The following is a 26,090-nucleotide window of genomic DNA, read 5'->3' as shown; positions in this document are numbered from 1 at the left end:
CACACCTCGGGGCCAGCGGTCACGGCGGTCCCCGGCCGCCGCTGCCCGCACCACCGCTGCCGCCGCCCCGGGCGGTCATGCCCCCGCCGGTCGCGGCGCGTCCGGTGGCCGTCCAGGCCCAGCTCGCCACCGCGCCGACCGTGCGGATCCCCCGTCCGGCGGCACCACCCTGGTCCCCGCCCGGCCCGGCCCACCCGGCGCCCGGCTGGGGGCACGTCGCCCCGCGCCGGTCCTCGGCCGGGCCGCTGGTGGCCGTGGCGTTGGCCCTGGTCGCGGTGCTCGGCATCGGCGTCGTCGGTCTGGTCGCGGTGAACAGCTCGTCGACCCGGACCGCCGAGCCGGGCTACGACCGGTACCCCACGCAGACCCCGGCGGCCCGACCGACCGCGACCGGCACGAGGACACCGAGCAACGGCCCGTCGGCCACGCGGTCGCCCACCGGTTCCACACCGACGTCGACGACGTCGGCCCAGCCCAAACCGGTCTACCGCACCAGCGACAACCCGTTGAGCGCACAGGGAATCGGCGCCGCGCCGACCACCTGCCAGCTCCCCCGGTTCAGCCCCGACCCCGCCGGCCAGGACGCGTTCTACCGGGCGGCCCTGCCCTGCCTGGAGGCGGTGTGGGCCCCGGCCTTCCACGCGGCCAGGCTGCCGCTGAAGCCGGTCGAACTGCGCACGATCACCGGCAACGTGAAGACGCCCTGCGGCAACCTGACGCAGGAGGACACCGCCTACTACTGCGACGGCGTCATCTACATGACCGCGCTCTACTACTCGCAGCGCGAGAAGCTCGGGAACCGGGCCGGCAAGTACCTCGCCGTCCTCGCCCACGAGTACGGGCACCACGTGCAGGGCTCCAGCGGCATCCTGAAGGCGGGGTGGGACCGGATGTACGAGGTGGGCCCGGAGACCCCGGCGGGGTTGGAGCTGTCGCGCAGGAAGGAGCTCCAGGCCACCTGCTTCGGGGCGATGTTCATCGCCGCGGTGGGCGGGAAGGGCTCCGTGGACCGGACGATGGCCAACGACGCCGCCCAGGACTTCGGGGACCGCGGGGACTGGCCGAACAACGGCAAGCCCCGCGACCACGGCCGGCCCGAGGTGAACCGGGCGTGGGCGAACCAGGGGGCCAGGAGCAACAGCACCGCGCAGTGCAACACGTGGGCCGCCCCGTCGGATTCGGTCGCCTGAGCGGACGCGCGCCGTCTTCGGTCCTCCCGCCGGCCGTGGCGGGGGAAGGGGACTACTCGGTCCGGTTGCCGACCGGCTGCGGCCAGGCGGGTTCGGGCGCCGGTTCGGCCAACGCGGGCGCTGCGGGCGTCGACGGCACAGGCCCCGGCGGCACGGGCCCCGGCGGCACAGACGCCGATGCTGCGGGCGCCGGGGCGACGGGAGCGTTCTCCTCGCCCTTCGCCGGGCGGGCGCCAGGTCGTTTGCGGACCAGGAAGGCGAGGAGGCCTCCCGACACGGAGGCCAGGGCGAGCAGCACCGCCCGGAGACGGGTCTCCAGGCCCGGTCCGGCGCCGGTGGAGCCGGTTCCGGCCAGCCAGACCCGCAGGTCGCCGTCGGCCGGGACCGACGCGGGCAGGTCGACGTCGAACGTCTCGCCCTGCCGGTGGCCGCACCCGTCGAGCCGCGCCCGCCGCGTCCGTCCCTCGACCTGCACCTCGACCACGTCGCTCGCCTCGGCCGCGCCACACGGGGCCGAGGTGACCACTGTCGCGCCGACCCGCCGCCCGGAGTCCCCGCCGCCGGTCCACGAACCGGACAGCGGCCACCACACGGCGACCGTCGCGCCGAACCCGACCAGCCCGATGACCGTCAGGACCAGCAGCCACCGCACCGGCCTATGCCGCACCGCCACTCCCCGATCGTGGCAGATGCCCTTCCCCGGCCCGTGCCCCGGCCCGAGGTCGGACGTCTCCGCCCGATCCGCCCGGTCGCGGAGCTCCCGTCGCAGCACACCGGAGGCATCCGGCGAAAGAGATCGGACAGGAACCGGCCCCGGCGGGACTCCGTGTTTCCCCGCGCCGGCCGCCGCCGCGGCCAAGAGCCCTCGGGGCTTTGGTCGTCACCGTGGCGGGAGCCCGTGCGGGTCAGCTCTCGCCGGCCGGCGTCACCTTGCGCACGTAGAGCAGCTTGTCGCCGGGGTCGAGCGCGTCGACCTCCGGGGCGTCGACCCGGTAGAGCCGACCGTCGCGCACCACGCCCAGCACGATGTCGGACAGGTGGCGCGGCGAGCCGCCGACCTCGCCGTGCTCGATCTCCCGCTCGCCGATCGCCAGTCCGGCGTCCGGCGTGAGCAGGTCCTCGAACATCTCCACCAGCGACGGGGTCGAGGTGGCCATGCCCAGCAGCCGGCCGGCCGTCTCGCTGGACACCACGACCGAGTCGGCGCCCGACTGGCGCAGCAGGTGGACGTTCTCCGCCTCCCGGACCGCGGCCACGATCTGCGCCTTGGGCGCCAGCTCCCGCGCGGTCAGCGTGACCAGCACGGCCGTGTCGTCGCGGTTGGCCGCGACCACGACGGACCTGGCGTCCGACACCCCGGCCACCCGCAGCACGTCGGAGCGGGTGCCGGACCCGCTGACCGTGACCAGCCCGAGCGAGGACGCGGCGTCCAGCGCCGTCTTGTCCGTGTCCACCACCACGATCCGCGACGGGTCCGCCCCGTCGCCGAGCAGGGCGCTGACGGCCGACCGCCCCTTGGTGCCGAAGCCGATGACCACCACGTGGTCGCGCACCTTGCGCCTCCACTTCTGGATCTTGAGAGCCTGCCGGGACCGCTCGGTGAGCACCTCGAGCGTGGTGCCGACCAGCACGATGAGGAACAACACCCGCAGCGGGGTGATGACGAGGACGTTGACCAGCCGGGCCGACGAGGACACCGGGGTGATATCGCCGTAGCCGGTCGTGGACAGCGACACCGTCGCGTAGTAGACGCAGTCGAGCAGCGACAGCCCGTCGCCGTTGACGTCGCGGTAGCCGTCCCGGTCCGAGTAGACGATCAGGATCGCGGCGGTCAGCGCGAGCAGCGCCCCGACCACCCGGCGGATGATCGACCGCACCGGGCCGACCCCGCTCTCCGGCATCCGGATCACGCCGACCAGCGCGTGGTCCGGGCGCTCGGTCAGCCGGTCCGACGTCCGCCACCGCTGCCTCATGCCGTGTGCTCCTCGGTGCCACCGCCCGCTCGGGCGAGCCGGCCGGGCAACAGGTCCCACAGCACCGCGGCGGCCTCGGCGCCCCGGTGCAGCAGCGGAACCGCCACCCGCTCGTTCGGTGCGTGGACGTGGTCCCCCGACAGGCCGGCGCCGAGGAAGACCAGGGGCGCCCCCAGCGCGTCCGTCAGCAGGGCCGCGGGGCCGGAACCCCCGGAGCGCGCAGGGACGATGTCGTGGTCGAAGACCATCCGGAGGGCGTCGACCACCGCGCCCGTGGCGGGGTCGCCCGGCTCGACGACGGCGGGGTCGAACCCGCCGCGCCCCGTGCGGACCTCGGACCGGACGCCGTGCGGGGTCCGCGCGGCGACGAAGTCCCGCAACAGGTCCAACACCCGCGCCACGCGCTGGCCCGGCACCAGCCGGAAGGTGAGCTTCGCCGTCGCCTGCCTGGGCACCACCGTCTTCACCCCCGGACCGGTGTACCCGCTGTGCACACCGTTCACCTCGACCGTGGGCCGCACCCAGAGCCGCTCCAGGGTGCTCCACCCCGCCTCGCCCCACGCGCTCGCGCCGGCGCCCGGACCGGCCAGCCACGCCGCCTCGTCAAAGGGCAGCCGCGCGAACGCGGCGCGCTCCGCGGGGTCGGGATCACGGACGTCGTCGTAGAACCCGGGAATGGCGACGCGGCCGTCGTCGTCGTGCAACGCCGCCAGCAGCTTGGCGAGCGCCACGGCCGGGTTGACGACCGCGCCGCCGAACTGCCCGGAGTGCAGGTCGCTGGCGGCGCCGTGGAAGACGACCTCCGCGTCGGCCAGGCCGCGCATGCCCACGCAGACGCTGGGCGTGTCCCTGCCGAGCAGCTGCGTGTCGGAGACGACCACGAGGTCGCAGGCGAGCGCGTCGGCGTGGTCGGCGAGCAGCCGGGCCAGGTTCGGCGACGCGGACTCCTCCTCCCCCTCGACGAGCAGCTTCACCGTCACCGCCGGCGCGGTGCGCCCGGTGGCGTCCAGGTGGGCGCGCAGGGCGAGCAGGTGCATCAGCACCTGGCCCTTGTCGTCGCTCACGCCCCGGCCGAACAGCTCGTCGCCGACGAGGACCGCCTCGAACGGCGGGTGGTCCCACGCCGTCACCGGGTCGACCGGCTGCACGTCGTGGTGCGCGTACACCAGCACCACCGGCGCGTCCGGGTCCTCCGCCGGCCAGCAGGCGTGCACGGCGGGCAGCATCGGGCCCGCCGAGGTCGTGTCCCAGACCTCGACCAGCGGCCAGCCGTCGCGGCGGAGCGCCTCGGCGAGCCACCGCGCGGACTCGACCACGTCGGCGTGGTGCCGGGAGTCGGCGGAGATCGACGGGATCGACACCCAGTCGCGGAGGTCGGCGAGGAAGTCCGGGGCGTGGCCGGCCACGGCGGCGCGGACCGCGGCAACCGTGGCGGCCGGGCGGGACTTCCCCGCGGTCTCCGCGCCGGGATGGTGGTCGTCGCTCACGGCGGAGCAGGGTAGCCGCCAACAGGCCCAGTCGGCACACGTTCGGCCGTCGCCACGCCAGGCCGTTCGCGCCCGATTCGTCACAGTCCGCCGGAGCGGGGGTGCCGGAGGTCGGACCGCTCGCCGTCTATGACGAAACAGCACGTCTGGCGCCCGGCTTCCGGTTCGGCGCGACGACAGGAGAACTCAACGCCTGACGCGAATCACGGCGCCCGTTCTCCGAACGTCCACTGTGGAGGGTCAGAACGGGGCGGTAAGCGCTCTCCGGCGGTGATGTCCAACACCGGGCAACCGCGACCTCCGGGGTGCTGGCAGCACTCCCTCCCGCACCCCGACGCCCCGACCAGCGGCTTCATCCCGAGACGCCGATTTCCGCCGCACCGCTGGGGATCGCCTCCACCCGACTCCGGAGCGCGGTCTTCCGCTCACGCTTGGCAACGACTGTGGATCAGGCCCTAGGATGCCCGAGTGCTGGCTCTTCAGCACGCCGCGTTCGCACTGGGTTGGCGCGGCGTCGTCATCGCCGATGTGGCGGTCCTCGGCAAACGGGTGTCCGCGGTGGTGCGCGTACGCAGGGACGTGCACCGCTGGCGCGTGCGCAACGGATGGCCGCCGGAGACCGACCCGAACTGGTTCCGGTCCTGGTTCCAGTCGACGTTCCACGACCGGCTGCCCGTGCCGGCCGTCGACCTGGTCGGGGTGCTCGTCGAGGAGACCGCGCTGTCCAGGGCGCTGGAGTCGTGCGGCACGCTCATGACGCTCGCGCCGTGCGCCGTCGTGCTGTCCGCTCCCCAGGACGACGAGTGGCCGCTGATCGAACTGGACTACTACGGCGTGGGGGTGGTCACCACCCTCGCCGACGGGAGCTCCGCGGTGTCGGTGGCGCCGGAGGACCGGTCGCGGGAGTTCGGGCCGTCGCTGTTCGGCCGGTGGCTGCTGGAGGTCCTCTACGACCGGGTGCTCAAGGCCGAGGTGGCGAGGGCGCAGGCCCGCCGCTGACCACGTCGTGGCCCCACCGCCGACCCAGCCGGTCGACGTGCGCGCCGAGTCGGCCGAGCAGTCGGCGCAGCGTGGCGAGCTCGTCGGCGTCCAGCGGGGCGGCGAGTTCCGCGTCGCCCTCCGCGACCGCCCGTTCGACGTCGGCCAGCAGCCGACGGCCCCGCTCCGACAGCGACAGCCGCACCGCGCGCCGGTCGCCGTCGGGCACCGAGCGCTCCACCAGCCCGGCCCGCACGAGCCGGTTGACCTGCCGGGTCAGCGTCGGCGCCTCGATCTCCAGCCGCGCGGCCAGCTCGCCGTTGCCGACCGGCCCCGCGGCCAGGCCCCGCAGCACCAGGAAGCCGGCGAACGTCACGCCGTGCCCGGAGAGGACCCGGTCCAGGTGGGCCCGCGCGCCCCGCGCCACGACGCTGAGCTCCTGGCCGAGGCACTGCCAACCCGGGTCCGCGCTGGCTCCCACCCGCCCAGGGTATCCGCCCCCGGCGGACACCTCACGGCGTCGACCCGTCCGGTACGCCGAACGCCCGCCGCCCCCACCCGGTCGGCGGGAGCGGCGGGCGGGACACGGGGGGATCAGGCGCGGGTGAAGCGGTAGCTCTCCCACTGCTGGGCGTCGTGGCGCCACTCGACGCCCTCGCCGACCTCCAGGGCCACCACCACGGGCAGGGAGTGCGGCCAGCGGCGCACCACGTCGGCCAACGGCACCAACAGGTAGTCCTCGGGGGTCGGGTCGGCGGCCTGCTCCGGCCCGACGTAGGAGAAGCCCTCCTCGTCCCGCTGGATGTCGGTCAGCGGGCGTTCGCCGGTGACGACGGCGCGTTCGACGACCGCGTGCGCGTCCTCGCCGAGGACCGGCCACTTCGCCTCGTCCAGGTCGACCCCGCGCACCGGGTCGGTGGTGGCGGGGAAGCCGATCTGCCACCCGTTGCCCGACCAGTCCCAGAGGGCGACCGCTCCGGGGCGCAGCTCGTCCAGCGACGCCACGTGCGGCCAGGCGTTGACGACGTCGGCGAGGGCCAGCACGGTGGTCTGCTCGCCGGCCGCGCCGGGGCCGCGGAAGGACCACGCGCCCTCGTCGTCCCGGCTCACGTTCACCAGCGGAGCGCGGAGTTCCACGAGTTCCTGGGCGACCACGACCTGCGTGTCGGGCGGGCTGTCCAGGAGCCAGTTCTGAGCTAGCGGCATTGCGCCATGCTTCTCGCACCCGGGGTTCGGCGGCAAACCGGCTGCTCAGCCGCGCGGGGTGGACCCGGGATTTCGCACACCAGACGCAGAAAACCGCTCGGTCGGTGTCCGGGAGGGCTGGGTGTGGTGTCGGATTCGCTGGACACGCGCACCAAAACGCGTCGCTTCCGCTTTGGACCGCTCCGGGTTCCTACCGTCGTCGCCATGGACATCGCCATGGACATCGTCATGAACGCCGTCATGAGGAAAGCCCTGCGTCACAACGCCTTCCCGGTCCGAGCCGCGCTCCTCGCGGTGAGGCGGCTGCGGGTTCGCGTCACCGAACTGGTCGCGGTCCGCCGATGGCGATCACGCCCGCGGGACGGAACGCAGGAGGTCACGCAGGCCGTCCGCGTCGAGCAGGTCGGCCGGCCGCAGAGTGCGGTTGCGCCGCACGTAGTGGAACGCCGCCCTGACCTTGTCCAGCGGCGCCCCGGTCAACGCGGACCAGGCGAGCCGGTAGGCGGCGAGCTGCACCGAGACCGCCGGCAACCGCTCGCGGTCCGGCACCGCGCCGGTCTTCCAGTCCACGACCGTCCACCCGCCGTCCGGGTCGGCGAACACCGCGTCCATCCGACCCCGCACCGCGATGCCGTCCACCTCGGTCTCGAACGGCACCTCGACGTCGTGCGGCGTGCGCTCGGCCCACTCGCTCGCCAGGAACGCCTCGCGCAACACCTCCAGGTCCTCGTCGGGCGCGGCGTCGGCGTCGGCCGCGCCCGGGAGCTCGTCCAGGTCGAGCAGCCGCCCCGCGGAGAAGCGTTGTTCCAGCCAGGTGTGGAAGGCGGTGCCCCGCCTGGCGAAGGTGTTCGGCGGGAACGGCAGCGGACGGCGCAGCCGACGGGCGAGCGCGTCCGGGTCCGCCGCGAGCTCGACGAGCTGGCTCACCGACATCTGCGCGGGCAGCGCCACGTGCTCGCGGCGGTCGGCCGCAGCCCGGCGCTCCGCCAGCAACACGGTCACGTCGCGCGCCCAGCCCTCGGGGTCGTCCGCTCCCGGCCCGTCCGGCCCAACCCCGTCCAGTCCCGTGTCGTCCAGCCCGGCGCTGTCCAGCTCGTCCACGGTGAACAGCGCCTCGTCGTCCACTGTGGACTGTTCGAGCGCGGCGCGCACCAGCTCCGCGCCCTCCGCGACGGCCGAGCGGCGCGGGCCGAGCGGGTCGACCGGCCAGCGGACGGCGCGCGCCTGCTCGGCCAGCGGGTTCGGCTCGTCGTCGGGCGGCGGGTCCGCCCAGTGATCGACCACGCCCACCCCGGTGGTGGTGAGCGCCTCGTGCACCTGGCGGAGGAAGTCCGAGGGGCCGCGCCGGCTCCGCTCCCCCCACCAGTGCCCGGAGACCAGCAACGTCCGCTCGGACCGGGTGAGCGCGACGTAGAGCAGGCGCAGCTCCTCGACCAGCCGCCGCTGGTCGAACGCCTCCTCGTGGGCGAGGAACTCCTCCTCGACCTCCTTGCGGTTGCCGCACGACTCCAGCCGCAACGGCGGCAGGTCGCTGGCGTCGCCGCGCAGTGGCGCGGGGAGCTGGGTCACGGCGCGCAGCCAGCTCGACTGCTTCTTGGTGCCGGGGAAGACGCCGGCGACCACGTGCGGCACCGCGACGACCTGCCACTCCAGCCCCTTGGCCGCGTGCATCGTGAGCACCTGCACGCGGTCCTCGGCGACCTCAACCTCGCCGGGCTCCAGGCCGTCCTCGGCCTGCTCGGCGGTCGCGAGGTAGTCCAGGAACGCCGGCAGGGTGGCGGCCGGGCTGGCGGCGGTGTACTCCGCGACCACGTCGGCGAAGGCGTCCAGCTGGGCGCGGCCCACCCCGCCGGGGCGGGCCAGCGCCTCGATGTCGAGCAGCAGGCTCCGCTCGACGTCGGCGACGAGCTCGGGCAGCGGCTGGTCCAGCCGGCGGCGCAGGTTCGCCAGCTCGCGCCCCAGCCGGCGGACGCGCCGGTAGCCCTCCACCGAGTAGCGCTCGGCGGGGCCGGGGTCGTCCAGCGCGTCCACCAGCCCAGCCCGCTCGGCGTGCTCGCCGGGCACGGCCTCGGTCAGCGCGACCAAAGGATCGTCCACATCGGACTGTCCCGGTCGGGTGCCGCCGGCGATCTCCCCCGCCCGGTCCCACAGCGCGGCGAGGTCGGACGCGCCCAGCCGCCACCGGGAGCCGGTGAGGAGCCGGACCGCCGCGCTGCCGGCGAGCGGGTCGACCAGCATGCGCAGGGCGCTCACCAGGTCGCGGACCTCGGGCTCGTCGAGCAGCCCGCCCAGCCCGACGACCTCGACCGGCAGTCCCCGCTCCCGCAGCGCGGCGGCCACCTCCGCCATGTCCTGGCGCCGCCGCACGAGCACGGCGGCGGTGGGCGGCCGGCCGGTTTCGTCCACAGTGGACTGCCAGCGCTCGGCGACCGCCGAGGCCAGCCACTCCCGCTCCGCCCGCACGTCCGACAGGAGCGCACACCGGACGTCGCCGGGGCCGGCGTCCTCCCTGGGCCGGAGCTCGTCGACCTCGACCCCCTCCGCGCGCAGCGGCGCGGAGACCGCGTTCGCCAGCACCAGGACCTCCGCCGGGTTCCGGAAGCTGGTCATCAGCCCGTACCGGGTCGCGGGCGCGAGGTCGCGGCCCCGGCGGCGGGGGAAGTCGGTGGCGAACCGGGGCAGGTTGGCCGCGCTCGCACCCCGCCACCCGTAGATCGCCTGGGCCGGGTCGCCGACGGCGGTGACCGGCATCGGGCGGCCGCGCCCGAACAGGCCGCGCAGCAACACCCGCTGCGCGTGGCCGGTGTCCTGGTACTCGTCGAGCAGCACGGCCCCGTACCGCTCGCGTTCGCCGACCGCCACCTCCGGGTGCTCCTCGGCGAGCTGGGCGGCCAACGCCATCTGGTCGGCGAAATCCATGGCGCCCTCGCGTCGTTTCCGCTGCGCGTAGGACTCCACCAGCGGCAGCAGGGCCAGCCGCAGCCGCTGGGTGGCCAGGACGTCCACCAACGCCTGCTTGAGCTTGGCCGGCTGCCCCTTCGCGCGCGGCGCCTCCTCGACGGCCGCGCAGAAGGCGAGCGCGTGCTCGCGGAGGCGGTCCGGGGTGACCAGGTGCTCGGCCAGCTCGCCGGCCAGCGCCAACACGTACCCGGTCACGGTGGCCGGCACCCGGTCGGTGTCCAGGTCCTCGGTCCAGGTGCTCACCACCCGGTGGGCGAGCTGCCAGGTGGCGGTCTCGCTCAACAGCCGGGCGCCCGGCTCCACGGGCAGGCGCAGGCCGTGCTCGGCGACCAGCCGGCCGGCGTAGGCGTGGTAGGTCAGCACGGTGGGTTCGCCGGCCAGGACCTGGGCGCGCAGTTCCCCGCTGGGATCGATCCGGTCCAGCAGCGGCGAGCCGGCCAGTCGGCGCAGCCGCGCCCGCACCCGGTCGGCGAGCTGCCGGGCGGCCTTCCTGGTGAAGGTCAGGCCCAGCACCCGGTCCGGGGTGACGAACCGGTTGGCCACCAGCCACACCACCCTGGCGGCCATCGTCTCGGTCTTGCCCGCGCCAGCCCCGGCGACGACCAACGCCGGTTCGGCCGGCGCGGCGATCACCGCGGCCTGCTCGGGCGTCGGCGGGTGCAGGCCGAGCGCGGCGGCCAGTTCCCGGGGGCTGACCACGGGCGTGGGCGGGCCCGCGGGAGCCGTGCTCCCGGCCCACGCGCCCTCCAGCGGCAGGAAACCGCCCGCGGCCTCGCCCGGGCGGTCGACGGTCTCCGTCACGAGCCCACCTGCCGGCCGGAGGGCTGGAGGGGGCAGCACGTGCGGGCGACGCACCGGGGGCAGTCGGCGCTCTCGTTCGCGTCGAACTCCGGCCCGGTGCTGGCGACGGCGGCGGCCCGCACGGCGTCCCGCCACATGGCCAGGCGCTCACCGTCCAGCGCCGACTGCACGCGTTCCTTGGCCGCGCCGCTCCGGTCGGCGTTGGCGACGTACACCAGGCGCGCGCCACCGGGTTCCGCGCTGACACCCAGCGAGCGGTAGGCGCCGAGCGCGGCGGCGAGCTGGTAGACGGCGAGCTGCGGGTGCTCCTCGGCCTCGGCCTTGGCCACCGGGGTCTTGCCCGTCTTGAGGTCCACCACCACGGGCCGGCCCTGCCGGTCGACCTCCAGCCGGTCGACCCGCCCCCGCACGCGCACCCGGGGTCCGCGGCCGGCGCCGTCAGCGTCACCAGTGCCGGCAGCGCCGTTCTCGGCCGGCAGCTCGACGTTGAGGTCGTGTTCGACGGCGAGCTGGGTCAGCTCGCCCCGGCTGCGGGACAGCCAGGTGCGGAAGGTGCCGAGCATGGCCTCGACCCGCTGCCGCTCGCGGCGGGAGAACCACGGCGCTCCCGCGTCCACCACGGCCCACGCCTCGTCGAGGGCGCGCCGCACCTCGGCCTCGTCCGCGCCGCTGGAGACCGCCTGGGCCATGGCGTGCACGAGGGAGCCGGTCACGCTGGCCAGCGCGGCGGCGTCCTCGCCCCCGTGCTTCTCCACGAGCCACCGCAACGGGCACCGCAACAACTTCTCCACCGCCGACGGCGAGACCCGCACCACGTCGTCCGTCCACAGTGGAGCATCGGTGGACACGTCGGGCAGGCCGTACCAGGTGTCGGGGTGGGCGCCGGGCACGCCGGCCGCGGCGAGCCGGGCGAGCTGGCGGGCCGCGCGCCGGCGGCGGGCCGGGTCGGCGTCCTGGTCGCAGACCGCCCGCCGGAGCTCCCCGACCAGCTCGGCCAGCACCAGCCCGCGTTCCGGCCGGAACACCGGGCGGGCGACCGCGTCCGGGTCGGTCGCGGCGCCGTCGAGCTCGTCGAGGAAGCGCGACGGCTGCTCGTCCTCGCCCCGCACGGCGCTGACCAGCAACGTCCGCCGGGCCCGGCTGGCGGCGACCAGCAACAACCGCCGCTCCTCGGCCAACAGGGGCGCGGTCGCCGAGACCGTCTCGTCGACCGCCACTCCCGCGAGCACGTCGACCAGGCGCTCCACACCGAGCAACGAGCCGCGCGAGCGCAGGTCGGGCCAGACCCCCTCCTGCACCCCGGGCACCGCGACGACCGTCCACTCGCGACCCGCCGCCGCGTGGGCGGTGAGCACCGCGACGGCGTCGTCCCTCGGCGCGGCGGGCGCGAGCGAGTCGCCGCTGATCTGCTGCACCGACAGGTGCTCGGCGAAGCCGGTCACGCTCGCCCCGGGCAGGGCGTCGGCGTACCGGGCGGCGGCGTCGAACAACGCGACCACGGCATCCAGGTCGCGGTCGGCCTGCGCGCCGGCCGTGCCGCCCCGGGCGGACTGCGCCACCCACCGCCGCTCCAGGCCGCTGGCCTGCCACACCGCCCACAACACCTGCTCGACGCCCGCGCCCTCGGCCAGCGCCTCCCGCGCCGTGCGCCACAGCCCGGCGAGCTGGCGGGCCGGCTCGGCCTCGGTGTCGTCGAGCGCGGCCAGCCGCTCGTCGCTGGTCAGCACCTCGACCAGCAGCTCACCGCTGGACCGCTCGCCGCCGGCCGCCAGCTCCAGCCGGCGCAGGCCGCGCCGCAGCCGGCGCAGGGCCAGCGCGTCCGCGCCGCCGAGCGGCGAGACCAGCAACGCGGCCGCGGTGTCCTGGTCGAGCTCCTCCGGCCGGGCCGCCACCCGCAGCAGCGTCAGCAGCGGCCACACCGCGCTCTGCCGGGCGAGCGGCACGTGGTCGGCGGGCACCATCACCGGCACCCCGGCCGCGAGCAGGGCCCGCCGCAGCACCGGCAGGGTGTGCGTGGTGGAGCGGACCAGCACCGCCATCTCCGACCACGGCACGCCGTCGAGGAGGTGGGCGCGACGGAGCTGGTCGGCCACCCAGCTCGCCTCCTGCGCGGCGGAGGCGAGCAGGCGGACCTGCACCTGGCCGGCGAGCGCGGTCAGCTCCTCGGCCTCGCCCTCCGGACCGGCCAGGCTCCGCTGCCGCCCGGCGCCGGGCAGGCGCGCGGCGAGCCGGCGCACCACGGAGCGGACCGCCGGCGCCATCCGGCGGTCGACGGTGAGCACGGCCGTGCGCTCGCCGGTGGGGTCGGCGTCCACCAGGCGGCCGGGGTCGGCGCCCCGGAAGCCGAACACCGACTGGTCGGGGTCGCCGGCCAGCACGAACTCCCCGGCCGCCTCGCCGAGCCGGCGCACCAGCTCGTGGGCCTGCGGGTCCAGGTGCTGCGCGTCGTCGACCAGCAGCAGCCGCACCCTGGCCCGCTCGGCGGCCAGCAGCTCCGGGTCGACGTCCAGCGCCAGCAGCGCGGAGGCGATCAGCTCGGCCGCGTCCAGCGCCGGCGCGGTGGCCTGCGGCCCTCCGGCGCCCCGCAGCAGGGTGACCTGCTCGTAGGTCTGGAAGAACCGGCCGGCGGCGACCCACTCGTCGCGCTCGTGCCGCCGACCGAGCTCGATCAGGTCCTCGGGGCCGAGTCCGCGTTCCGCGGCCCGCAGCAGCAGGTCCCGCAGCTCCTCGGCGAAGCCCGGCAGGGTCAGCGCCGGCCGCAGCCGCTCCGGCCAGTAGTCGGCGCCCATCTCCGCGTCGCCGAGCAGCAGGTCCCGCACGACGGCGTCCTGCTCGGGGCCGGAGAGCAGTTTCGGCGGGGGCTCGCCGTGCAGGGCGGCCTGGAGCCGCAGGACCCCGAAGGCGTAGGAGTGGACGGTGCGAACGAGCGGTTGCCGCACGGTCCGCAGGTGATCACCGTCGGCGCGGTCGGGGTTGGCGGCGGTCAGCAGCGCGGTGACGTGCGCCCGCATCGCGCTGGCCGCCCTGCGGTTGGCCGTGAGCACCAACACGTTCTCCGGGTCGACCCCGCGCCGGGCGATGCGGTCGGCGGCGACCTGCGCGAGCAGCGTCGTCTTGCCGGTGCCCGGTCCGCCGAGGACCCGGAGGAAGCCACCCGCGTGCGCCAGGACCCGGCGGCCGGCCGCGTCCCACTCCGGCTCCGGGCCGGGGGGCGCTGGCCGCCGCACCAGGAGAGGAGCTGGCGTCGCGGGGAGCACGCCGCCGATGGAACCACGTCGCTCCGACATTCGGGTGCACCACCCGTCCCGCGCGTCTCCCCTGGTCAACTACCCGACCGAGTGACGGTAGCGGCCCGCCCGACCCGGCCCGCGCCGGGGGTGCCGGAGACGAAAACCAACGTTCTCCCAGGCTGCCGGGGAGCCGTCGCCCCGGAGGCGGGGACGGCCGGCCACCCGACCGGTGGGCGGTGGTACAACGCACAGGTGATCACAGCGCCACTGCACGTGCGCGAGCTGGGCGACCCGGCCGGGCCGCCGCTGGTCGCCCTGCACGGCGTCACCGGGCACGGAGCGCGGTGGCAGCGGCTGGTCGCCGACCACCTCCCGGGGTACCGGGTGCTCGCCCCCGACCTGCGCGGCCACGGCCGCTCTCCGCGCGTTCCGCCGTGGACGCTGGAGCAGCACGCGCGGGACGTGCTCGGCGTCCTCGACGCGCTGGAGCTCGAACGGGTGCCCGTGCTCGCCCACTCCTTCGGCGGCGCGGTGGCGCTCCACCTCGCCCTGCTCGCCCCCGAGCGGGTCGCGCGCCTGGCGCTGCTGGACCCCGCCGTCGGCCTCGACCCGGCGATGGCGCTCGACCGGGCCGAGACCTGGATGACGGCGGAGGCGTACGAGGACCGCGAGGCCGCCCGCCGCGACCAGGCCGAGCAGTGGTCCGGGGCCGCGCCGGAGGTCGTCGAGGAGGAGCTGGACCACAACCTGGTCCGCGCCGAGGACGGCCGCTGGCGGTGGCGCCACACCCCGGCCTCGATCACCACGGCCTGGTCGGAGATGGCCCGCGCGCACGTCGTTCCCCCGGTGGGGACGCCGACCCTGCTGGTTCCGGCCGAGCGGGCCGACTTCGTCCGGCCGGGGTTCGTCGCCGACTGCCGGGCCGCGCTCGGCTCCGAGCTCGTCGTCCGGCCGCTGGACAGCGGGCACATGGTCCACCTGGAGCGGCCCGCCGAGGTCGGCGCGCTGGTCCGCGACTTCGTGGGAGGCTGAGGCATGGACGAGGCGTTGGTGGAACGGGTGCGCGCCGTGGTGCTGGACATCCCCTCGGGCCGGGTGCTGGCCTACGGGGACGTCGCCGAGTTGGCCGGCGCGCCCTCACCCCGGCTGGTCGGGCGCATCCTCGCCGAGGACGGCCACGACCTGCCGTGGCACCGCGTGCTCCGCTCCGACGGTTCCATGGCCACCCACCTGGTCCACGAGCAGCTTGAGTTGCTGCGGGCCGAGGGCGTGCTCGCCGACGGGGAGCGGATCGACATGCGGCGCTACCGGTGGACCGAGCCGCTGCCCGAGCGCGAGGAGCCCCAGCTCGGTCTCTGGGACTGAGGCCTCGCGGCCGGTCACCCCAGGGCCTCGGGTTTCCGGGTCTCAGATTCCTGAACCGAAGTTCCTCAAACGGGAACCTCCGGGGTCGACATTTCCGGGATCGGCGTTTCCGGGGCTGGATTTCTGGGATTGGAGTTTCTGGGATCGGGGCGCCTTCCCTGGCACCGACGGCCTCCACGTCACCACCAGGGCTCCGGCGGCTGACCTTCTCCTCCGCGCCCTCAGGACAGCCCCCTCCCTCCCTGGGGGGCGAGCCCCGCTCCAGCCTATCGAGCCCCGGCACTCGGGCCCCAGCCCGATTCGCTCCCCTGTGGACAATTCCCGACTGGGGGACAGTTTCTTCACCCGACAATCAGGTCACTGTGGACAACCGCCAGGCCCTGTGGACAACGACTTGACAAGAGCGGTCTCCACCCCTCGCACCACACCGGCAGCGGACGCACGACACACGCGTTCTCGGCGCCCATCTCCGGATCATCGATGAGAGTTCAACTGCTCCGCGTCGTCAGCGCCGCACACTCACGTCAGGCGGCCCAGTCCCGATAGCAACGCGCGTCGAGATAGCGCCGCACCACGAGGTCGACGACGCGCGTGTGCGCGCCGAGCGGCTCAGCCACCGCGTCAGCGCCCGCCCCGAGCAGCACCCGGTGGAACGCCCCCGGCGCGAGCAACCACGACGCGAGCACCACCCTTCGCCGCTCCGCACGCAGGGCGGCAACCGCGTCCGCCACGCCCGGCTCCGCGGTGGTGGCGTAGGCGGTCCGCACCCGTTCGCCGGTCCACGCCGAGAGCAGCCGAGCGGCGCGCTGGACGTCGGCGAGGGCACGGGGGTCGGTGGACCCGGCCGCCGCGAGCACGACACCGTCGCCCGGCCGGAGCCCGACGGCCCGCAGTCGCTCGACCGCCGCCGCCACCAGCGCGGGGTGCGGTCCGAGCGGCGGGGTCACGACGGCGTCCGGCCGGACGCTGGCCGCGACCTGCCCGGGCACGTCCACCCGCACGTGGTAACCCGCCGCGAGGAAGGCCGGCACGACCACCGTCGGGCCGCCCAGCCCGCGGAGCACCTCGCCGACGGTCGGGCGGGCGACGTCGGCGTAGGCCACCCGCACCGGCACCCGACCCAACCGCTCCCGCACAGCCGCGGCGATCCGCCGCACGACCGCGGTACCTCCCGGGTCCCGGGAGCCGTGTGCCACCAGCACGAGAGTCATCCGACCACCACCGTTCCCTCGTCGTCGCGCGAGCCTGAGGCCTTCCGCGCCCGGTCAGCGCTCGTGGCCGCGAGGCGGGCCTGACCACCCACGAGCGCCTCCTGTCTCCACGGCCAACCGGTAGCCGCGCTTGACCACGGTTCGCACGAGCCGGGGGTCGCCGAGCGCGGAGCGCAGGCGTCCGACGGCCGTCTCGACGGCGTGCTCGTCGGCCACCGCGTCCCGCCCCGAGTTGTCGCGCAACGCGGCGACCAGTTCGGCGCGGGGGACCACATGTCCCGGTCGCGCCGCGAGCACCCGCAGCACGGACATCGGCGCGGGTGCGACCGCACGCAGCTCCCCGTCCAGCAGTACGGCGTGCCCCCGCAGCTCGAAGTCCCGCCCCGCGACCCGGAGTCGCACCGCCCTGGCCGGCAGCACCTCGACCACCTGTCGGGCGAGCGCGCCGATCCGCGCCCGCTCCGGACGCACCGTCGGCACACCAGCCCGCTCCAGCGGCTCCGCGGTGATCGCCCCCACGCAGGCGGCGACCACGTTGGCGCGCATCGCGACGCGCAGGCGGTCGCCGCGCCCGGTCCGCTCGGCGCGCCGCAACAGGTTCGCCGCGGCCGGCGCGCTGGTGAAGGTGACGGCGTCGATCTGGCCGACGAGCACCGCGTCGATGAGCCGGTCCAGCGGCGCTGTGTCCTCCGGAGCGATCCAGCGGTAGACCGGCACCTCCACGACGGTCGCGCCGGCCGCCCGCAGCGGCCCGACGAAGTCGGTCAACGGCTCGCCGTGTTGTTGCACGACGATCCGCCGGCCGGCCACGCCCTGGTCAAGCAGGTGTCGGAGCACCTCGGCGCAGGACTCCGAGTCCGGTGACCACGTCTCCACCAGGCCGGCGGCCCGCACCGCGCCACGCGCCTTCGGTCCCCGCGCGAGCACGTCGGCCGAGGCCAGCCGCCGGAGCAACGCGGAACCCATGCCCCAGCCCTCGGCCGCCTCCGCCCAGCCCCGGAACCCGATCCCGGTGCTGACCACGACGGCGTCGACCGGCTCGGACAGCACCCGTCGGGTCGCGGCGAGCAGCTCGGCGTCGTCGGCCAGCGGCACGATGCGGATCGCGGGCGCGTGCAGCACGGTGGCCCCGCGCCGCTCCAGCAACGCCGACAGCTCGTCGGCCCGGCGGGAAGCGGTGACGCCCACCGTGTAGCCGGCCAGCGGGGGCGGTCCCGGCGGTGGCCCCGGCGTCACGCCTGCCGTGTGCGGCGGGGCCGTCACGTGACCGCCACCTCCACCCACCCGTCGACCACCCGCGCCGCGTGGGTGGTGACCCGGACCCGGTCGTCGTCCAGGCACTGCCCGGTGCGCAGGTCGAACGCCTGCTTGTGCATGGGCGAGGCGACCACGGGCACACCGTCGCGGTCGCCGACGATGCCCCGCGCGAGCACCATCGCGCCGCTGAACGGGTCCAGGTTGGACAGTGCGTGCACCGCGCCGTCCCCGGTGCGGAACAGCGCCACCTGGGTTCCGCCGGGCAGCAACGCCGCGACGCCGCTCTCGGGTTCCAACGCGGCGTAGTCGCAGACCGGCACCCACACCTGTTCGTCGACCGCGGTCGTCATCGCTTCACCTCCGCGACCTCGCCGGCCCCGGGCACGCCGGGGACGGGCAGCAGCACCGGCACCCGCTGGCCCCGCTCCGCGCGGAACGAGATGCTCGGGTCGGGCACCCCGGGCGCGTTGACGAAGGACGTGAACCGGGCCAGTTTCTCCGGGTCCTCCAGGACCCCGCGCCACTCGTCGGCGTAGTTCGCCACGTGCTCGGCCATCGCCGCCTCCAGGTCGGCGGCGATGCCGAGGCTGTCCTCGACGACCACGTCCCGCAGGTGGTCGAGGCCGCCCTCCATCGCCTCGATCCACGTCGAGGTGCGTTGGAGCCGGTCGGCGGTGCGCACGTAGAACATGAGGAAGCGGTCGACCAGCCGAACCAGGGTCTCCTTGTCCACATCGGACACCAGCAGATCGGCGTGGCGCGGTCGGAATCCGCCGTTGCCGCCGACGTACAGGTTCCAGCCCTCCTCGGTGGCGATGATCCCGAAGTCCTTGTTCCTGGCCTCCGCGCACTCCCTGGCGCAGCCCGAGACCGCGGCCTTGACCTTGTGCGGTGAGCGCAGTCCCCGGTAGCGCAGTTCCAGCTCGATGGCCAACCCCACCGAGTCCTGCACCCCATAGCGGCACCAGGTGCTGCCGACGCACGACTTCACCGTGCGCAGCGCCTTGCCGTAGGCGTGGCCGGATTCGAAGCCCGCGTCCACCAGTCGCCGCCAGATGGCGGGTAGCTGGTCGACGGTCGCGCCGAACAGGTCGATCCGCTGCCCGCCGGTGATTTTCGTGTAGAGCCCGAAGTCGCGGGCGACCTCGGCGATGACCAACAGGCGGTCGGGCGTGATCTCCCCGCCGGGGATGCGGGGCACCACGGAGTACGTTCCGTTGCGCTGCATGTTCGCCAGGAACCGGTCGTTGGTGTCCTGCAACGACACCTGGTCGCCCTGGAGCACGTGTCCGGTGCCCAGCGACGCCAGGACGGACGCCACGACCGGCTTGCAGATGTCGCAGCCGCGCCCCCTGCCGTGTCGGGCCACCAGCTCGCCGAAGGTGCGCACCCCGGTCGCTCGGACGATCTCGAACAACTCCGCGCGGGACTGCGGGAAGTGCTCGCACAGCGCCGTCGACTGCTCGACCCCGCAGGAGGAGAGCAGTTGCCGGAGCATCGGCACGCACGAGCCGCAGGCGGTGCCGGCCCTGGTGCACGCCTTGATCGCCGGCACGTCCGCGCACCCGTCGACGACGATCGCTTCCTGGATGCGGGACTTGGTCACGGCGTTGCAGGAGCAGACCTGCGCGTCGGCGGGCAGCGCGTCGACTCCGACGCCGGACCCGGTGGCTCCGGTGGCTCCGGCCGGCGCGATGAGCGAGCCGGGGTCGGTCGGCAGCGTTCGTCCCACCAGCGTGCGCAACGTGGCGTAGGACGACGCGTCGCCCACCAGCACGCCGCCGAGCAGCGTCCCGGCGTCACGCGGGTTGTCGGAGACGACGAGCTTCTTGTAGCAACCGGACACCGGGTCGTTGTGCACGACCTCCAACGCGCCCTCGGTCACGGCGTGGGCGTCGCCGAAGCTGGCCACGTCGACGCCGAGCAGCTTGAGCTTGGTGGCGGTGTCCGCGCCGGGGAAGGTGGCGGATCCGCCCAGCAGCCGGTCCGCCACCACCTCGGCCATCGCGTACCCAGGGCCGACCAGGCCGTAGCAGCGGCCCTCCACGGCCGCGACCTCGCCCACCGCGTAGACGCGCTCGTCGCTGGTGCGGCAGGCGAGGTCGACCAGCACGCCCCCGCGCTCCCCCACCGCGAGCCCGCACGCCCTGGCGAGCTCGTCCCTCGGCCGGACGCCGGCGGAGAACACGACGAGGCCGGCGGCCAACTCCGTGCCGTCGGACAGCACCACCCTCAACCCGTCCACCGCGGACTCGACAGCCCGAGTGGACACTCCACAGTGGACACTCAGGTCGAGCCGTTCGACCAGACGGCGCAACACGGCCCCACCGCCCTCGTCGACCTGCAACGGCATCAGCCGGGGCGCGAGCTCGACGACCCGCGTGCGCAGTCCGAGTCGCCGCAGCAGGTTCGCCGCCTCCAGACCGAGCAGACCGCCGCCGACGACCACGCCGTCCCCGGCGGCGGCGCCCGCCGCGGCCCGGATCGCGTCCAGGTCCTCGATCGTGCGGTAGGTGAAGCACCCGGGGAGGTCGTGGCCGGGCACCGGCGGCACGAACGGCCGCGAGCCGGTCGCCAGCACGAGCGCGTCGTAGGACTGGCGGCGGCCACTCGCCGTCGTGACCGTGCGGGCGGTGCGGTCGATCGCCGTCACCGGGTCGCCGAGACGGAGCTCCACCAGGTCGTCGTTGTGGCCACCGTCGAGCGCGAGGCGCGTGGCGTCCCACGAGTCCGCGTAGGAGGACAACGCCACCCGGTCGTAGGCCGCTCTCGGCTCCTCGCCGAGCACCACGACCCGCCAGACACCGGAGCTGTCCCGATCCCGCAACGCCTGCACCAGGCGGTGGCCCACCATGCCGTGGCCCACGACGACGAGAGTGCGTGTCATCGGCGCTCCTCCTTCGTTGCCGCCACTATCCGGCGGCGTCGTGTCGCCGGTTTCTCCTTGCTGTGACAGGGGTGTTACGAGCCGCGCACGCAGCGGGAAGTCGGCTCGTGCGTCACACGTTCTCGTGAGCGAGGCTGGGCACCCGCGTGACCAGCAGCCGGCGTCGCAGGTAGCACCACCAGATGACGCCCACGCTCAGCAGGTAGCCGCCGAAGAACACCCAGACCGCCGGCGCCACCGTCCCCAGGTGCACGTGCGCGATCCGGAACACCTGGTTGACCAGGAAGCCGCCGAAGGCGCCGACCGCGCCGGCGATGCCGATGACCGCGGCCGAACGCCGCCGCGCGGCCCGCGCCTCCTCGTCGGCGGACGTGCCCCGCTCCACCGCCCGCCGGCGGGCGCGCGCGCCGAAGATGGCCGGGATCATGCGGTAGGTCGACCCGTTGCCGATACCGGTCATCACGAACAACCACAGGAACGACCCGAGGAACACGGGGAAGTGGTGACTGTCCAGTCCGGACACGACGCCGACCGCGCCGAGCGCCATCCCGGCGAAGGTGAGCGCCGTGACGCGGGCTCCGCCGAACCGGTCGGCCAGCCACCCGCCCAGCGGGCGGGCCACCGAGCCGACCAGCGCCCCGACGAAGGCGAGGTAGCCGAGTCGCGCCAGCGCCGGGACCGCCTCCAGTTCGGGGAAGGTGCTCCTGATGAGCAGCGGCAGGGCGAACGAGTAGCCGATGAACGACCCGAACGTGCCCACGTACAGGAACGCGACGACCCAGGTGTGCCCGTCGCGCAAGGCGGTCGCGTAGGACCGCGTGTCGGCCCTGGCTTCAGCCAGCCCGTCCATCAGGAACCACGCGCACACCCCGGCCACCACGACGAACGGCATCCACAGCAGACCGGCGTACGCGAGGTGCACCCCGCCGCCGAGGGAGATGACGACCGGCACGACGAGTTGCGTGACCGCGACGCCGATGTTGCCGCCGGCCGCGTTCAGCCCGAGCGCGAAGCCCTTCTTCCGCTCCGGGAAGAAGAAGGAGATGTTGGCCATCGAGGAGGAGAAGGTGCCGCCGCCGCCGACGCCGGCCGTGGCCGCGGCGAGCAGGAAGAGCCAGTACGGGGTCTCCGGGTCGCGCACGGCCACGACCAGCAGCAGGCACGGGACCAGCAGCAGGGCGGCGCTGACCGCCGTCCACACGCGACCGCCGAAGCGGGGCACCGCGAACGTGTAGGGGACGCGCAGGGCCGCGCCCACCAGGTTCGGCGCCGAGATCAGCCAGAAGAGCTGGTCGGCGGTGAAGTCGAAGCCGGCCGGGCGGAGGTTGACCACCACCACGCTCCACACGATCCAGACGTTGAAGCCCAGGTGCTCGGTCAGGACCGACAGCACGAGGTTGCGGCGGGCGACCCGACGGCCGGTGCGCCGCCAGAACTCCGGGTCCTCCGGCTCCCAGCGCTCAATCCACCGACCTCGGCGCGTCGGCGCGAGCACAGGCCCAGACGCTGACGTAGACGCTGACGGGGACGAGGACGAGGACGCGGTGGGTCGCGCTGGTGTGTCGGTCTCGGCCGTGCTCATCCTGACCTCCCGGTCTCGCGTGGCACCGAAGGTAGGAAGCGGGCATTACCCACCTGTGGCAGCGCGTGACGGGGAGGGCAACTCCTCCTCACCCCACCCGATGACAGTCGTGAGGTCTGTCCGGGCCACACGTCCTGCGCCGTCCGCGGAGCCCGCCGGAACCCGACGTCAGGAGGCGGCCCGCCCGGAGGACGTGGTCGCGGTCGCGGTCTTCGCCGCGGGTTCGGTCCGCGCGAGCCAGTCCGCGATGCCCCGCACCGTCGTCTCGCAGCTCCCGCACCCGGTGCTGGCCCTGGTCGTCTCCCTGAGCGCGGCCACCCCGCACGCGCCGGCCCGCCACGCCGTCACGAGCTGCCCCTTGGTCACCGTGTTGCAACGGCAGACCAACGCGGAGGAGGGCAGGTCCGCCGGGGAGGCGGCGCCGCCCGCCGGCAACGCCCTGCCGAGCAGCAGCGCCAGCCGGTCGGACGGGGCGGGCGCGCCCCGGTCGTAGAGCTGGGTGATCGTGGCGGCCGCGTCCGGCGCGCCAAGGACGATCGCGCCGGCCACCCGCTCGTCCCGCAGCACGAGCTTGGCGTACCGGCCCCGGCTCGGGTCCTGGAGGCACAGCACCTCGGCGTCCGGCTCGTCCACGTCGACGTGCACGTCGCCCAGCGCCGCCAGGTCCACGTCGCGGGCCTTGAGCCGGGTGACCACCGGCGTCCCCCGGTAGCGGGCGGCCGGATCGGCGCCGGTGAGCAGGTCGGCGAGCACCGCGGCCTGGTCCCACGCGGGCTGCACGAGCCCGCCGGCGGTGCCGGCGTGCTGGGCGCAGTCGCCGATGGCGCGCACGTGCTCGTCGGAGGTCCGGAGCTCGTCGTCCACCAGCACACCGCGGTCCACCGCCAGGCCGGCGGCGACGGCCAGCCCGGTCTCGGCCCGCACCCCGGCCGACACCACGACCAGCTCCGCGGGGACCTCGCTGCCGTCCGACAACACCAGCCCCCGCCCCGGCACGTGCCGCGTGGCCCGGACGTTGAGCCGCACCGCGATGCCGAGCCGGCCGAGGGTGCGGGCCAGCACCCGGCCGCAGCCGACGTCGAGCTGGCGCTCCATCAGGTGGTCCACCGGGTGCACGACCGTCACCGGGTGCCCTCGGCCGGCCAGCCCCCTGGCCGCCTCCAGGCCGAGCAGTCCTCCGCCGAGCACCGCGACCGGCGCGCCGGGTCGAGCGGCCGCGAGGATGCGCCGGCAGTCGTCGAGGGTGCGGAACACGGCCACGCCGTCGGCGAGGGCGCCGGACCCGTCGAGCAACCCCTCGGTGGGCGGCACCCACGCCCGGCTGCCGGTCGCCAGCACGAGCGCGTCGTAGCCCAGCACCCCGCCGTCGGCGAGCTCGACCTTGCGGCCGCCGACGTCGATCCGCTGGGCCGCCAGCCCGGTCCGCAGGTCGACGCGCTGGCGCTCGGCCCAGGTGTCGTCGTGCAGCCGCACGGCGTCCTGGGTCAGCGAGCCGGCCAGGACGCCGGACAGCAACACCCGGTTGTAGGCGGGGTGGGCCTCGGCGCCGAGCACGGTGAGCGCGACCCGCGTGGCGTCGGGGTCCCGCCGCCGCACCTCCTCGGCGAACCGCGCCCCGGCCATGCCGTAGCCGACGACGACCACCTGCCTGGCGTTCATCGGGTCCCTCCGTCTTGGCTCGGGTGCGGGTGTCCCGCAGGACTCGGGTGCGGGTGTCCCGCAAGGTCCGGGTGCGGGTGTCCCGCAAAGTTCGGGTGCGGGTGGCTCGCGGGTGTCCGGCTCGGGTGCTCGGCGCGCACCGGCTCCAGCCGGACGGCGCACACCTTGAACTCCGGCATCCGGCTGACCGGGTCGAGCGCGGGGTTGGTGACCAGGTTCGCCCGCCGGTCGGCGGCGAAGTGGAACGGCAGGAACACGGTGTCCTGCCGCATCGAGGGCACGTACCGGACCCGGGCGACGGCGCTGCCGCGCCGGGACACCACCCGGGTCAGCTCGCCGTCGGCCAGGCCGGCCCGCGCGGCCGTGTCGGGGTGCACCTCGACGAAGGACTCCGGCACCGCCGCGACCAGCTCGGGCACCCGCCGGGTCTGCGCGCCGGACTGGTAGTGCTGGAGCACGCGCCCCGTGGTGGCGTGCAGCGGGTAGTCGTCGTCCGGCGGCTCGGCCGGGCCCCGGTGGTCGACGGCCGCGAGCCGGGCCCGCCCGTCGGGGTGGGCGAACCGGTCCAGGAAGAGCCGGGGCGTGCCCGGGTGGTCGGGCGCGGGCACCGGCCAGTGCAGTTGCTCGCCGGCGCGCAACCGCTCCCACGTCACGCCCGAGTAGTCGGCCGGACCGCCAGCCGAGGCGCGGCGCAGCTCCTCGAACACCGTCTCGGCGTCGGTCGGGAAGCGGGCGGCGGGCTGGCCGAGCCGGACCGCCAGCCCGTGCAGGACGTCCAGGTCGGTGCGGACGCCGGTCGGCGGGTCGAGCGCGCGACGTCGCAGCAGCACCCGCCCCTCCAGGTTCGTCAGCGTTCCCTCCTCCTCCGCCCACTGAGTCACCGGGAGCACGACGTCCGCCAGCTCGGCGGTCTCCGACAGCACGACGTCGGCCACGACGAGCAGGTCGAGGGCGGCCAGGCGCTGGACCACGTGCCCGGCGCGGGGCGCGGACACCGCGACGTTGGTGCCGAACACCAGCAACGCCCGGGGGCCGTCGGGCGCGCCGAGGGCGTCCAGCAACTCGTAGGCGGAGCGTCCCGGCCCCGGCAGCTCGGCGGGGTCGACTCCCCAGACCTCCGCGACGTGCGCCCGGGCGGCGGGGTCGTCGATCCGCCGGTAACCGGGGAGCTGGTCGGCCTTCTGCCCGTGCTCGCGGCCGCCCTGGCCGTTGCCCTGCCCGGTGAGGCAACCGAACCCCGACCCGCGCCGGCCGGGCAGGCCGAGGGCGAGCGCGAGGTTGATCCACGCGGACGCGGTGTCGACCCCGCTGGCGTGCTGTTCCGCGCCGCGCGCGGTGAGCACGTAGGCGCTGTCGGCGCGGGCCAGGATGCGCACGGCGGCGCGCTGGTCGGCCGCCGCGACGCCGGTGACCCGCTCGACCCGTTCCGGCCACCACCGCGCGGCGATCCGCCACACCTCGTCGAAGCCGGCGGTGCGCTCCGCGAGGTAGGCGTGGTCGAGGTGTCCGTCCGCGACGGCGGCGTGCAGCATCCCGAGCGCGAGCGCGAGGTCCGTTCCCGGCGTCGGTTGGAGGTGGAGCGCGGCCTGCTCGGCGGTGGCCGTGCGCCGGGGGTCGACGACGACGAGGCCCCCGTTGTCGACGGCCCGGCGCAGGTGCCGCGTGAACGGGGGCATGGTCTCGGCGACGTTCGCGCCGACCAGCAGCACCGCGTCCGCCCCGTCCAGGTCGGTGACCGGGAACGGCAGTCCCCGGTCGAGCCCGAAGGCCCGGATGCCGGCCGCCGCCGCCGAGGACATGCAGAACCGGCCGTTGTAGTCGATCTGCGAGGTGCCCAGCGCGACCCTGGCGAACTTCCCCAGCGCGTACGTCTTCTCGTTGGTCAGTCCCCCGCCGCCGAGCACCGCGACGGCGTCCGGCCCGTGGTCGGCCCGGATCTGGCGGAGCCGCCCGGCGACGTGGTCCAGCGCGGCGTCCCACGTGACCGGCCGCGGCGGCGCGCCCCTGGCCAGCCGGAGCAGTGGTTCCATCAGCCGGCCCGGCGCGGTGAGGACGCGCGCGGCGGTCCAGCCCTTCTGGCAGAGGCCACCCCGGTTGGTGGGGAAGTCCCTGGGGGTCACGGTGACGGCGGGTGGTGGCGCCGACGGTCGGCCGGGCGCGGGGACATCGCTCACGGCGAGCGACATTCCGCACTGGAGAGCGCAGTAGGGGCAGTGCGTCGCGGTGAGTGCGGATGCCCCGTCCGCACTCGTGCGTTGAGCCATTTCGACGACCTCCGCATACCCCAGCGTGGTCGCATCCCG

The 26,090-nt window shown here is 75.2% G+C and carries 18 protein-coding genes; 4 read left to right on the top strand and 14 right to left on the bottom strand.

Translation table 11 applies throughout. The annotated features are described in order from the left end of the window. Window positions 1-77 precede the first annotated feature (77 nt). Window positions 78-1,190, top strand: coding sequence for a neutral zinc metallopeptidase (locus tag BUE43_RS24145; protein WP_083960093.1), 1,113 nt, complete (start codon window positions 78-80; stop codon window positions 1,188-1,190). Window positions 1,191-1,242: 52 nt separating this feature from the next. On the opposite strand, the gene BUE43_RS24140 is transcribed toward BUE43_RS24145, so the two are convergent. From BUE43_RS24140 to BUE43_RS24130, 3 genes are all read right to left on the bottom strand, one after another. Next, window positions 1,243-1,857: a hypothetical protein gene (locus BUE43_RS24140; protein WP_143174350.1), complete on the bottom strand. Its 615-nt coding sequence runs from the start codon at window positions 1,855-1,857 to the stop codon at window positions 1,243-1,245. A 238-nt stretch (window positions 1,858-2,095) separates the two neighbouring features. Continuing rightward, entirely contained in the window at window positions 2,096-3,163 is a 1,068-nt protein-coding gene (locus BUE43_RS24135) for a potassium channel family protein (protein ID WP_073487211.1), read from the bottom strand. Further along, on the bottom strand, window positions 3,160-4,650 hold the full coding sequence (locus BUE43_RS24130) for a M20/M25/M40 family metallo-hydrolase (protein WP_073487208.1): 1,491 nt from the start codon (window positions 4,648-4,650) through the stop codon (window positions 3,160-3,162). Before BUE43_RS24130 ends, BUE43_RS24135 begins: the two co-directional genes overlap by 4 nt. 468 nt (window positions 4,651-5,118) lie before the next feature. Between BUE43_RS24130 and BUE43_RS24125 the strand changes: the two genes are divergently transcribed. Further along, complete coding sequence (locus tag BUE43_RS24125; protein WP_073487206.1) at window positions 5,119-5,649, top strand: hypothetical protein; 531 nt, start codon at window positions 5,119-5,121, stop codon at window positions 5,647-5,649. Here BUE43_RS24125 and BUE43_RS34360 read toward each other — a convergent pair. The 4 genes from BUE43_RS34360 to BUE43_RS24105 form a co-directional block, all read right to left on the bottom strand. Further along, window positions 5,612-6,109: a MarR family winged helix-turn-helix transcriptional regulator gene (locus BUE43_RS34360; RefSeq protein WP_073487204.1), complete on the bottom strand. Its 498-nt coding sequence runs from the start codon at window positions 6,107-6,109 to the stop codon at window positions 5,612-5,614. The two genes, BUE43_RS24125 and BUE43_RS34360, sit on opposite strands and share 38 nt — an antisense overlap. A 113-nt stretch (window positions 6,110-6,222) precedes the next feature. Further along, window positions 6,223-6,834: a hypothetical protein gene (locus tag BUE43_RS34355; protein WP_073487202.1), complete on the bottom strand. Its 612-nt coding sequence runs from the start codon at window positions 6,832-6,834 to the stop codon at window positions 6,223-6,225. A 348-nt stretch (window positions 6,835-7,182) separates the two neighbouring features. Then, a complete protein-coding gene (locus tag BUE43_RS24110; RefSeq protein WP_073487484.1) occupies window positions 7,183-10,494 on the bottom strand; it encodes an ATP-dependent helicase in 3,312 nt (1,103 codons plus the stop codon). A gap of 98 nt (window positions 10,495-10,592) precedes the next feature. Beyond that, window positions 10,593-13,883 carry an ATP-dependent helicase gene (locus BUE43_RS24105; RefSeq protein ID WP_073487200.1) on the bottom strand — a complete coding sequence of 1,097 codons (3,291 nt, stop codon included), beginning with the start codon at window positions 13,881-13,883 and terminating at the stop codon, window positions 10,593-10,595. Between the two features lie 195 nt (window positions 13,884-14,078). Here BUE43_RS24105 and BUE43_RS24100 point away from each other — a divergent pair, with 195 nt between their 5' ends. Together BUE43_RS24100 and BUE43_RS24095 are read left to right on the top strand one after the other, a co-directional pair. Continuing rightward, on the top strand, window positions 14,079-14,858 hold the full coding sequence (locus BUE43_RS24100; RefSeq protein ID WP_083960092.1) for an alpha/beta fold hydrolase: 780 nt from the start codon (window positions 14,079-14,081) through the stop codon (window positions 14,856-14,858). A gap of 3 nt (window positions 14,859-14,861) precedes the next feature. After that, entirely contained in the window at window positions 14,862-15,191 is a 330-nt protein-coding gene (locus BUE43_RS24095; RefSeq protein WP_073487198.1) for an MGMT family protein, read from the top strand. 524 nt (window positions 15,192-15,715) lie between these two features. On the opposite strand, the gene BUE43_RS24090 is transcribed toward BUE43_RS24095, so the two are convergent. The 7 genes from BUE43_RS24090 to BUE43_RS24060 all read right to left on the bottom strand — a co-directional run bounded on the left by BUE43_RS24090 (window position 15,716) and on the right by BUE43_RS24060 (window position 26,051). After that, complete coding sequence (locus BUE43_RS24090; protein ID WP_073487195.1) at window positions 15,716-16,402, bottom strand: sirohydrochlorin chelatase; 687 nt, start codon at window positions 16,400-16,402, stop codon at window positions 15,716-15,718. A 54-nt stretch (window positions 16,403-16,456) separates the two neighbouring features. After that, window positions 16,457-17,665: a uroporphyrinogen-III synthase gene (locus tag BUE43_RS24085; protein ID WP_234995885.1), complete on the bottom strand. Its 1,209-nt coding sequence runs from the start codon at window positions 17,663-17,665 to the stop codon at window positions 16,457-16,459. Further along, complete coding sequence (nirD, locus tag BUE43_RS24080; RefSeq protein ID WP_073487193.1) at window positions 17,662-18,009, bottom strand: nitrite reductase small subunit NirD; 348 nt, start codon at window positions 18,007-18,009, stop codon at window positions 17,662-17,664. Before nirD ends, BUE43_RS24085 begins: the two co-directional genes overlap by 4 nt. Continuing rightward, on the bottom strand, window positions 18,006-20,546 hold the full coding sequence (gene nirB / locus BUE43_RS24075) for a nitrite reductase large subunit NirB (protein ID WP_073487191.1): 2,541 nt from the start codon (window positions 20,544-20,546) through the stop codon (window positions 18,006-18,008). The genes nirD and nirB overlap by 4 nt, the downstream gene beginning before the upstream one ends. A 112-nt stretch (window positions 20,547-20,658) precedes the next feature. Then, window positions 20,659-22,041 carry an MFS transporter gene (locus tag BUE43_RS24070; RefSeq protein ID WP_073487189.1) on the bottom strand — a complete coding sequence of 461 codons (1,383 nt, stop codon included), beginning with the start codon at window positions 22,039-22,041 and terminating at the stop codon, window positions 20,659-20,661. A gap of 255 nt (window positions 22,042-22,296) precedes the next feature. Then, window positions 22,297-23,787: an FAD-dependent oxidoreductase gene (locus tag BUE43_RS24065; protein ID WP_073487187.1), complete on the bottom strand. Its 1,491-nt coding sequence runs from the start codon at window positions 23,785-23,787 to the stop codon at window positions 22,297-22,299. Beyond that, the gene (locus BUE43_RS24060; protein ID WP_083960090.1) at window positions 23,784-26,051 is read right to left on the bottom strand and encodes a molybdopterin oxidoreductase family protein; all 2,268 of its coding nucleotides are present in this window, start codon (window positions 26,049-26,051) and stop codon (window positions 23,784-23,786) included. The genes BUE43_RS24065 and BUE43_RS24060 overlap by 4 nt, the downstream gene beginning before the upstream one ends. Window positions 26,052-26,090 lie beyond the last annotated feature (39 nt).

The sequence above is a fragment of the Streptoalloteichus hindustanus genome, assembly GCF_900129375.1.
Lineage (GTDB): Bacteria > Actinomycetota > Actinomycetes > Mycobacteriales > Pseudonocardiaceae > Streptoalloteichus > Streptoalloteichus hindustanus.
This window is presented reverse-complemented; position numbering and strand designations above follow the sequence as displayed.

Bases quoted from the DNA above. Each gene is read 5' to 3' on its own strand.
- nirD (WP_073487193.1), bottom strand. From the start codon at position 18,009: ATGACGACCGCGGTCGACGAACAGGTGTGGGTGCCGGTCTGCGACTAC.
- BUE43_RS24090 (WP_073487195.1), bottom strand. From the start codon at position 16,402: ATGACTCTCGTGCTGGTGGCACACGGCTCCCGGGACCCGGGAGGTACC.
- BUE43_RS24095 (WP_073487198.1), top strand. From the start codon at position 14,862: ATGGACGAGGCGTTGGTGGAACGGGTGCGCGCCGTGGTGCTGGACATC.
- BUE43_RS24135 (WP_073487211.1), bottom strand. From the start codon at position 3,163: ATGAGGCAGCGGTGGCGGACGTCGGACCGGCTGACCGAGCGCCCGGAC.
- BUE43_RS24060 (WP_083960090.1), bottom strand. From the start codon at position 26,051: ATGGCTCAACGCACGAGTGCGGACGGGGCATCCGCACTCACCGCGACG.
- BUE43_RS24065 (WP_073487187.1), bottom strand. From the start codon at position 23,787: ATGAACGCCAGGCAGGTGGTCGTCGTCGGCTACGGCATGGCCGGGGCG.
- BUE43_RS24105 (WP_073487200.1), bottom strand. From the start codon at position 13,883: ATGTCGGAGCGACGTGGTTCCATCGGCGGCGTGCTCCCCGCGACGCCA.
- BUE43_RS24145 (WP_083960093.1), top strand. From the start codon at position 78: ATGCCCCCGCCGGTCGCGGCGCGTCCGGTGGCCGTCCAGGCCCAGCTC.
- BUE43_RS34355 (WP_073487202.1), bottom strand. From the start codon at position 6,834: ATGCCGCTAGCTCAGAACTGGCTCCTGGACAGCCCGCCCGACACGCAG.
- nirB (WP_073487191.1), bottom strand. From the start codon at position 20,546: ATGACACGCACTCTCGTCGTCGTGGGCCACGGCATGGTGGGCCACCGC.